This is a genomic window from Micromonospora sp. (genome assembly GCF_048594385.1).
GTDB lineage: Bacteria > Actinomycetota > Actinomycetes > Mycobacteriales > Micromonosporaceae > Micromonospora > Micromonospora wenchangensis.
The window spans coordinates 1-8422 of sequence record NZ_JBMDWU010000533.1 but is presented as its reverse complement, the minus strand read 5'-3'; the positions used below and the strand labels follow the sequence as shown (position 1 = coordinate 8422).

General features: G+C 72.9%; 7 protein-coding genes. All 7 read left to right on the top strand.

All coding sequences use genetic code 11. The features are described from left to right. The first annotated feature begins 138 nt into the window (after nucleotides 1-138). Nucleotides 139-984, top strand: a complete 846-nt coding sequence (locus tag ACOJTC_RS28175) for a TlyA family RNA methyltransferase (RefSeq protein WP_420119149.1) — start codon at nucleotides 139-141, stop codon at nucleotides 982-984. Between the two features lie 109 nt (nucleotides 985-1093). Continuing rightward, nucleotides 1094-1978 carry an NAD kinase gene (locus ACOJTC_RS28170; protein ID WP_204928604.1) on the top strand — a complete coding sequence of 295 codons (885 nt, stop codon included), beginning with the start codon at nucleotides 1094-1096 and terminating at the stop codon, nucleotides 1976-1978. 147 nt (nucleotides 1979-2125) lie between these two features. Next, nucleotides 2126-3883: a DNA repair protein RecN gene (recN, locus tag ACOJTC_RS28165; protein WP_420119148.1), complete on the top strand. Its 1758-nt coding sequence runs from the start codon at nucleotides 2126-2128 to the stop codon at nucleotides 3881-3883. A gap of 119 nt (nucleotides 3884-4002) precedes the next feature. Then, entirely contained in the window at nucleotides 4003-5181 is a 1179-nt protein-coding gene (gene steA / locus ACOJTC_RS28160; RefSeq protein ID WP_204928602.1) for a putative cytokinetic ring protein SteA, read from the top strand. 27 nt (nucleotides 5182-5208) lie between these two features. Then, entirely contained in the window at nucleotides 5209-6144 is a 936-nt protein-coding gene (locus ACOJTC_RS28155; RefSeq protein WP_204928601.1) for a copper transporter, read from the top strand. A 58-nt stretch (nucleotides 6145-6202) separates the two neighbouring features. Continuing rightward, on the top strand, nucleotides 6203-7069 hold the full coding sequence (locus tag ACOJTC_RS28150; protein ID WP_219460082.1) for a hypothetical protein: 867 nt from the start codon (nucleotides 6203-6205) through the stop codon (nucleotides 7067-7069). Nucleotide 7070: 1 nt separating this feature from the next. Beyond that, on the top strand, nucleotides 7071-8422 hold a 1352-nt coding region (murJ, locus tag ACOJTC_RS28145), incomplete at its 3' end, for a murein biosynthesis integral membrane protein MurJ (protein ID WP_420119147.1).

Here is an 8422-nt window from a genome sequence, read left to right as displayed (position 1 = left end):
GACGCCGCCGTGCGGGCGATGGCCAACGCCGAGGGCCTGTCCCCGGCCGACCAGATCGCGCAGTACGAGGCGGCGTACCAGACGTTGCGGGAAACCCTCGCCACCATCGATCAGACCTGACCGGAGAGAACCACCCCCATGGCACGTCGTACCCGGCTCGACGCCGAACTCGTCCGTCGCGGCCTGGCCCGGTCCCGGGAGCAGGCCGGCACGCTGATCGAGGCCGGTCGGGTCCAGTTGCGCGGGGTGACCGCACGTAAGGCCGCCGCGATGGTCGACCCGGCCGATCCGCTGTTGGTGACCGGGGCGGACCCGATCGACGAGTACGTCTCCCGGGGTGGGCACAAGCTGGCCGGTGCGCTGGCCGCGTTCGGTCCCGGTGGGTTGCGGGTGGCGGGTCGGCGGTGTCTGGACGCCGGGGCGTCAACCGGTGGGTTCACCGACGTGCTGTTGCGCGCCGACGCGGCCGAGGTGGTCGCGGTGGATGTCGGCTACGGGCAGCTCGCCTGGTCGCTGCGGACCGATGATCGGGTGCGGGCGATGGACCGGACCAACGTGCGGACGCTGACGCCGGAGGTGATCGGTGGGGCGGTGGATCTGACCGTGGCGGACCTGTCGTTCATCTCCCTGCGGTTGGTGCTGCCCGCGCTGGCGGGCTGTACCCGTACCGATGGGGATCTGGCGCTGATGGTCAAGCCGCAGTTCGAGGTGGGCAGGGAGCGGGTCGGCGCGGGTGGGGTGGTGCGTGATCCGGCGCTGCGGGCCGAGGCGGTGCTGGACGTGGCGGCGACGGCGGCCGGGCTCGGGCTGGGGCTTGCGGACGTGGCGGCCAGTCCGCTGCCGGGGCCGAGTGGCAACGTGGAGTTCTTCGTGTGGTTGCGCCGGGACGCGCCGCCGGCCGATCCCGGGCGGGTGCGCGCCGTGGTGGACGCCGGGCCGAACGGCCCCGGGCCGGACCCGGAGTCGGGGAAGGTGGCAGGGTGAGCGTGGTGGGTGGCGTCGGGACGGTGTCCCGCGAGGGCGGACGGGAGGCGGGTCCGGTGGACCTCGACGATGGTGGGGCTGGCCGGGCGCGGCGCGGGCGGTGGCACCGGTGAGCCGGACTGCCCTGTTGGTGACGCACACCGGGCGGCGGCGCAGCACCGAGCATGCCCGGGCGGTCGCCGCCGACCTGATCGCGGCCGGTTTCGAGGTGCGGGTGGTGGCCGAGGAGGCCGATGATCTCGACCTGCCCGGGGTGGTGCCGGTGGACGGTCTGCAGGCGGCGGAGGGTGCCGAGATCGTCTTCGCGCTCGGTGGGGACGGCACGTTCCTGCGGGCGGCGGAGCTGGCCCGGCCGGCGAAGGTGCCGCTGCTCGGGATCAACCTGGGCAAGGTGGGTTTCCTGGCCGAGGCCGAGATCGACGATCTCGACACGGCGGTGCGGGACGTGGTGGGGCGCAACTACACGGTGGACGAGCGGCTCACCCTCGACGTCACGGCCGAGTTCGAGGGTGGCCCGACGATCGAGTCGTGGGCGCTCAACGAGATCAGCGTCGAGAAGGGCGAGCGGGCCCAGATGCTGGAGTTGCTTGTCGACGTGGACGGTCGCCCGCTGTCCCGGTACGGCTGCGACGGTGTGGTGTGCGCCACGCCGACCGGGTCGACGGCGTACGCGTTCTCCGGTGGGGGGCCGGTGGTCTGGCCGGAGGTGGAGGCGCTGCTGTTGGTGCCGATCAGCGCGCACGCGCTGTTCAGTCGGCCGCTGGTGACCGCGCCGACGTCCACGTTCGTCATCACGGTCGATCCGTTCACCACGTTGGCGGTGCTGTGTTGTGACGGCCGGCGGGTCTACGACCTGCCGCCGGGGGCGACGGTGACGGTGCGCCGGGGTGCGTTGCCGGTGCGGGTGGTGCGGTTGCGGGACCGGCCGTTCACCGACCGGCTGGTGGCGAAGTTCGATCTGCCGGTGCAGGGTTGGCGCGGTAGTCGCCGCTGATCGGGCCGGTGCGGGTGTCCGTGGTCACCTGCGGGGCCGTCGACCAGCGGTGCGGTGCCGGTGGCGGGCGGGTGGAGGATTTCCTGCCGGTGTGGTGCCCCGTGCCGGCTGGTCAACTGTCGCAGCACGCGTCTACTGTCGGGTGCTGTGCTGGAAGAGCTGCGGATCACCGGACTGGGCGTCATCGAGGACACCACCCTGCCGCTGGCCGGCGGGATGAACGTCATCACCGGTGAGACCGGTGCCGGCAAGACGATGGTGGTGACCGGTCTCGGCCTGCTGTTCGGCGGGCGGGCCGACGCGGGTCGGGTGCGGGCCGCGCCGGGGCGGGCAGTGGTCGAGGGGCGGTTGCGGCTCGGCGGCCGGGTGGCCGACGTGGTGCACGCCCGGATCGTGGACGCCGGTGGTGGGCCGGACGACGACGGTTCGCTGCTGATGAGCCGGACGGTGACGGTGGAGGGCCGTTCGCGGGCGCATCTGGGTGGCCGGAGCATGCCGGTGTCGATGCTCGGTGAGGTCGGCGAGCAGGTGGTGGCGGTGCACGGCCAGTCCGACCAGCTGCGGTTGCTGCGGCCGGCCGAGCAGCGGGCGGCGTTGGACCGGTTCGCCGGGCCGGGGCACGAGAAGCTGGTGGACGCGCTGCGGGAGGCGTACGGGCGGTGGCGGCAGGTGGTCGACGACCTGGCTGACCGGCGCAGTAACGCCCGTGCCCGGCACCAGGAGGCCGATCTGCTGCGGTTGGGCCTCGACGAGATCACCCGGGTCGATCCGCAGCCGGGTGAGGACGACGAGTTGAAGGCCGAGGCGCAGCGGCTGGAGCATGCCGAGGGGTTGCGGACGGCGGCGCAGCTGGCGCATCTGTGTGTGGCCGGTGGGGTGGAGGCGGCCGACGACACGCCGGATGCGACGGCGCTGCTGGGCACGGCCCGGCGGACCCTGGAGGCGCAGGCGGGCACCGATCCGGCGTTGGGTGAGTTGGCGGGCCGGTTGGAGGAGGCGGCCACCCTGGTGGCGGACGTGTCGGCGGAGCTGTCGACGTATCTTGCGGCGTTGGATGCCGACCCGGCCCGGTTGCAGACGATCTATGAGCGGCGGGCCGCGTTGCGGGCGTTGACCCGTAAGTACGCCGATGACGTCGACGGGGTGATCGCGTGGGCGGAGCGGGCCCGGACCCGGCTGTCCGACCTGGACACCTCCGACGAGCTGCTCGACGAGCTGGACCGGGAGGCGCAGCGCCTGGCCGGTGAGGTGGCCGAGTTGGCGGGGCGGTTGTCGGCGTCCCGGCAGGAGGCGGCGGTGCGGTTCGCCGAGCAGGTGACGGTGGAGTTGGCGGGGTTGGCGATGCCGCACGCGCGGATCGAGGTGGCGGTGCTGCCCCGGCCGGCCGGGCGGTCGGAGCCGACGTTGACGGTCAACGGGGTGCAGTGCGGGGTCGGTCCGGATGGTGCCGACGAGGTGGAGTTGCGGTTGCTGGCGCATCCGGGTGCGCCGTCGTTGCCGTTGCAGCGGGGTGCCTCCGGGGGTGAGCTGTCGCGGGTGATGCTCGCGATCGAGGTGGTGTTCGCGGGGTCGGGTGGTCCGCCGACGCTGGTGTTCGACGAGGTTGACGCGGGTGTGGGTGGGCAGGCGGCGGTGGAGATCGGTAGGCGGTTGGCCCGGTTGGCGCGTAGTCACCAGGTGTTGGTGGTGACGCATCTGCCGCAGGTGGCGGCGTTCGCCGATCGGCACCTGGTGGTGGCGAAGGACACCGGGGGTGCGGTGACGACCAGTGGGGTGCGGGTGGTGGAGGACACCGAGCGGGCCCGGGAGTTGGCGCGGATGCTCGCGGGTTTGCCGGATTCGGATCTGGGTATCGCGCATGCCGAGGAGCTGCTGGCCGTTGCGGCGAAGGAAAGGCGGCCCTGAGGGCAACGATTGTGAGCGGAGGCACACCGGCCTGCGCTCTGGTGTGCTTCCCTGGGTAGGCGGCCCTGCTCAGGCATGTCGCGACGAAAATGCCTGCCTCCCATGCCAGGATGGTCACGATGCGTCTACCCACGTTGCGCCGGGCCCGGAACGCGGAACCGGACTCAGTTCTCGGCACCGCACGTCTGGATCGCCGTACCAAGCGGCTGGTCGGCCGGCTCCGCCCCGGTGACATCGCGGTGATCGATCATGTCGATCTGGACCGGGTGGCGGCCGATTCGCTGGTCGCGGTCGGTGTCGCGGCGGTGCTCAACGCCAAGCCGTCGGTGTCGGGCCGGTATCCGAACCTCGGTCCGGAGGTGCTGATCGGTGCCGGCATCGTGTTGCTGGACGATCTCGGCGAGGGGGTGTTCGAGCGGATCCGGGAGGGTGACACCGTCCGGATCGAGGGCAACACCGTCTTCCTGGGCGATGAGCCGGTCGCGCACGGTGACCTCCAGGATGCCGAGTCGGTCGCCAAGGCGATGTCCGACGCCCGGGAGGGTCTGTCGGTGCAGTTGGAGGCGTTCGCCGCCAACACGATGGACTACCTGCGTCAGGAGCGGGACCTGCTGCTCGACGGGGTGGGTGTTCCCGAGATCCAGACCCCGGTGCAGGGGCGGCACTGTCTGATCGTGGTCCGGGGTTACGACTACAAGGCTGACCTGGACGTGCTGCGCCCGTACATCCGGGAGTTCAAGCCGGTGTTGATCGGCGTGGACGGCGGGGCGGACGCGCTGGTCGAGGCGGGGTACACCCCCGACATGATCATCGGGGACATGGATTCGGTCACCGACGACGTGTTGCGGTGCGGCGCCGAGGTGATCGTGCACGCCTACCCGGACGGCCGGGCGCCGGGTCTGGCCCGGGTCAACGGGCTCGGGGTGCCGGCGATCACCTTCCCGGCCGCCGCGACCAGCGAGGACCTGGCGATGCTGCTGGCCGACGAGAAGGGTGCCTCGCTGCTGGTCGCGGTCGGCACCCACGCCACGCTCGTGGAGTTCCTGGACAAGGGGCGTGGGGGGATGGCCTCGACGTTCCTCACCCGGTTGAAGGTCGGTGGGAAGCTGGTGGACGCCAAGGGGGTGAGCCGGCTGTACCGGCAGAGCATCTCCGGGTCGTCGCTGCTGCTGCTGGTCCTGTCGGCGATCGCCGCGATGGCGTCGGCCGTGGCGGTCTCCACCGTCGGCAAGGCGTATTTGGGTGTGGTCTCCGAGTGGTGGGACAATTTCGTGTTCCAGCTCGGCCAGCTCTTCTAGCTCCCGACCGATCAAGAGGCTGCAAGCGTGATCAACTTCCGGTACCACGTGGTGTCCCTGACCGCGGTCTTCCTGGCGTTGGCGATCGGCCTGGTGGTCGGCACGGCCGCCCTCAACGGGCCGGTCGCCGACTCGCTCAAGGAGACCGTCAACTCGCTGCGCAAGGACAACCAGCAGATGCGGCAGTCGGTCAACAGTCTCCAGAAGGAACTGGACATGGAGGAGGACTTCGCCGCCGAGATGGCGCTGATCATCCTCCCGGGCAAGTTGACCGGCAAGCGGGTCATGGTGCTCAGCCTGCCGACCGGGCGGGAGCACACCGAGGGTGTGCTGAAGATGCTCCAGACCGCCGGGGCCACCGTCACCGGTCGGGTCGACATCCAGGACAAGTTCGTCAACCCGGACAACAACACCGGCCTGATGGAGTTGGCCGTCACCGCCGCCCGGCCCACCGCCCCCGCCTCGGCGCTGCCCGGCAACGGCAACGGGGTGGAGACCTCCAGCGCCCTGCTGGCCAGCGTCCTGCTCGACCGGCCGCAGGGCACCCCGCCGGTGACCGACGCCGACCGGCGGGCGGTGCTGGCCGCGTACGTCAACGCCGGCTACCTGACCAGCGAGGAGAAGGTCACCGGCCCGGCCGAGGCCGTGGTGGTGGTCAGCGGGCAGCCGTACGTCGACAAGGACTCGGCGAAGAAGGACGAGTCGGTGGTGAAGATCGCCGAGCAGTTCGACCGGACCGGCGCGATCGTCGTCGGCGGCAACGGTTCCGCCGGCGGCAACCTGGTGGCCGTGGTCCGGGGCGACCCGGTGCTCGCCCAGACCATCTCCACCGTCGACAACGCCAACACCGTGCAGGGGCAGCTGGTCACCAGCCTGGCCCTGGTGCAACAGCTCACCGAGAAGCGTACGGGTCAGTACGGCGTCGGCGACAACGCCACGTTGGTGCCTAGACTGCCCCAGTGAACGAACCACGTACCCCGGTGACCGGTTACCACCCGTCCGCGCCGTCCGGCGGTGCCGCATGAGCGGGATCGGGCGGCTGCTCGCCGCCGCCGCCGGTGCCGCCGCCGCCCGGTACGCGCTGCGGGAGGCCCGTACCTCCCCGGCGGGGCCGGCGCTGGAACGCACCAACTTCCGGGGCCGTACCGTCAGCCTCGCCGCCGGGCCGGCGCTGGCCGTCGGTGCGTCCGGCGCGGGGGCGCTCGGCGCGGCCAGCGTCCCGGCCGGCGCGGCGGTGCTCGTCGCCGGTCTCGGCGCAGGCGCGGTGGGCCTCTACGACGACGTGGTGGGTGCCCGCCCGGAGCAGAAGGCCGCCAAGGGTTTCGCCGGTCACCTCGCCGCCCTGCGGGCCGGCCGGGTCACCGCCGGCATGGTCAAGGTCGCCGGGGTGGGTGCGGCCGGACTCGCCGCGGCCGTGCTGCTCGCCGCCGACCCGAAGGTCGCCGCGCACCCCCGCCGGCAGCGCCACGGCGCACTCGGCCGCACCGTCGACGTGCTGCTCGGCGCGGGCGTGGTCGCCGGCACCGCCAACCTGCTCAACCTGCTGGACCTGCGTCCCGGTCGGGCGTTGAAGTCCGGGGTGCTGCTCGGTGTGCCGCTGGCCGGTGGCCCGCACGCCGGTATCGCCGCCGGTGCGGTCGGTGCCGCCGCCGGGCTGCTCGACGAGGACCTCGGTGAGCGGGTGATGATCGGCGACAGCGGGGCCAACGCGCTCGGCGCGCTGCTCGGGGTGGCCCTGGCCGCCCGCACCGGCCCGCTCGGCCGGGCCGGTCTGCTCGCGGTCCTCGCGGGTCTCACCGCGGCCAGTGAGAAGGTCAGCTTCACGGCGGTCATCCAGCGCACCCCGGTGCTGCGGGAACTCGACGCGCTGGGCCGGCGATCCGACTGACGTGACCAGACCGGCCCCCCTCGCCGGCACCGGTCGGGTGGCCGGCGCCGCCGCCCTGATCGCCGTGCTCACCGTCCTGGCCCGGCTCGCCGGGTTCGGCCGGACCGCCGTGTTCACCTGGGTCGTCGAGGACAGCGACCTCGGTGGCATGTACGTCATCGCCAACACCGTTCCCAACATCATCTTCGAGATCGTCGCCGGTGGGGCGCTGGCCAGCCTCGTCGTACCGCTGCTGGCCGGGCCGGTCGCGGCCGGTGACCGGCGGGCGGTGGCCGCGACCACCGGGGCGCTGCTGACCTGGACGGTGACCCTGCTGGTGCCGCTGGCGGCGCTGGTGGCGGTGTTCGCCGACCCGGTCGTGGCGGCGATCTCCGACGGGCGGTCCCCGGCGGAACTGGCCGCCGGGGCGCGGATGCTGCGGGTGTTCGCCCCGCAACTGCCGCTCTACGGCATCGGGATCGTGCTCACCGGGGTGCTCCAGGCACACCGCCGGTTCGCCTGGCCGGTCGTCGCGCCGCTGCTGTCCAGCCTCACCGTCGTGGTGGTCTACCTGGTCTTCGGCGTCACCCAGGGGCGGGACGCGAGCATCGCGCAGGTCAGCCGGGGCGGTGAGCTGATCCTCTCCGGCGGCACCACCCTCGGGGTGGTGGTGCTGTCGCTGTCACTGCTGATCCCGCTGCGTCGCCTCGGGCTGACCTGGCGGCCCGGCTACGCGTTCCCCGCCGACGCGCGGGCCCGCGTCGGTGGGCTCGCCGTCGCCGGGGCGGTCACCGTCACCGCCCAACAACTCGCCCTGGTGGTCATCCTCAACCGGGTCTCCGGCGGCCCGACCGGCTCCCCGCAGGTGTACAACCTGGCCCAGACCGTCTACCTGCTGCCCTGGGCGGTGCTGGCGGTGCCGCTGGCGGTCGCCGCGTACCCGGGCCTGTCGGCCGCCGCCGCGTCCGGCGACGATCAGGGCTACCGCGCCACCGTCGCCTCGACCACCCGGGGGGTGCTGCTGTTCGGTTTCCTCGGCGCGGCGGCGCTGATCGGCACCGCCGAACCGGTCGGCCGATTCTTCCCGCTCGGCGCGGAGCCGACCGCCGCCGCGATCGCCGGGTTCGCCCCCGGCCTGGTCGGCTACGGCCTGTTCGCGGTGCTGTCCCGGGCCCTCTACGCCCGGGGCGCCACCCGGGCCGCCACCGCCGCCATCACCACCGGCTGGCTGGTGGTGCCGCTGGTCGCGCTGCCGCTTGCGGCGCTGCTGCCGCGCGCCGACCGGGTGCTGGCCGTCACCCTGGCCAACTCCGTCGGAATGCTGCTGCTCGGGGCGCTGCTGGTCGTCGCCGTACGCCGCAGCGCCGGGCCGGC

Bases quoted from the DNA above. Each gene is read 5' to 3' on its own strand.
- ACOJTC_RS28150 (WP_219460082.1), top strand. From the start codon at position 6,203: ATGAGCGGGATCGGGCGGCTGCTCGCCGCCGCCGCCGGTGCCGCCGCC.
- ACOJTC_RS28175 (WP_420119149.1), top strand. From the start codon at position 139: ATGGCACGTCGTACCCGGCTCGACGCCGAACTCGTCCGTCGCGGCCTG.
- steA (WP_204928602.1), top strand. From the start codon at position 4,003: ATGCGTCTACCCACGTTGCGCCGGGCCCGGAACGCGGAACCGGACTCA.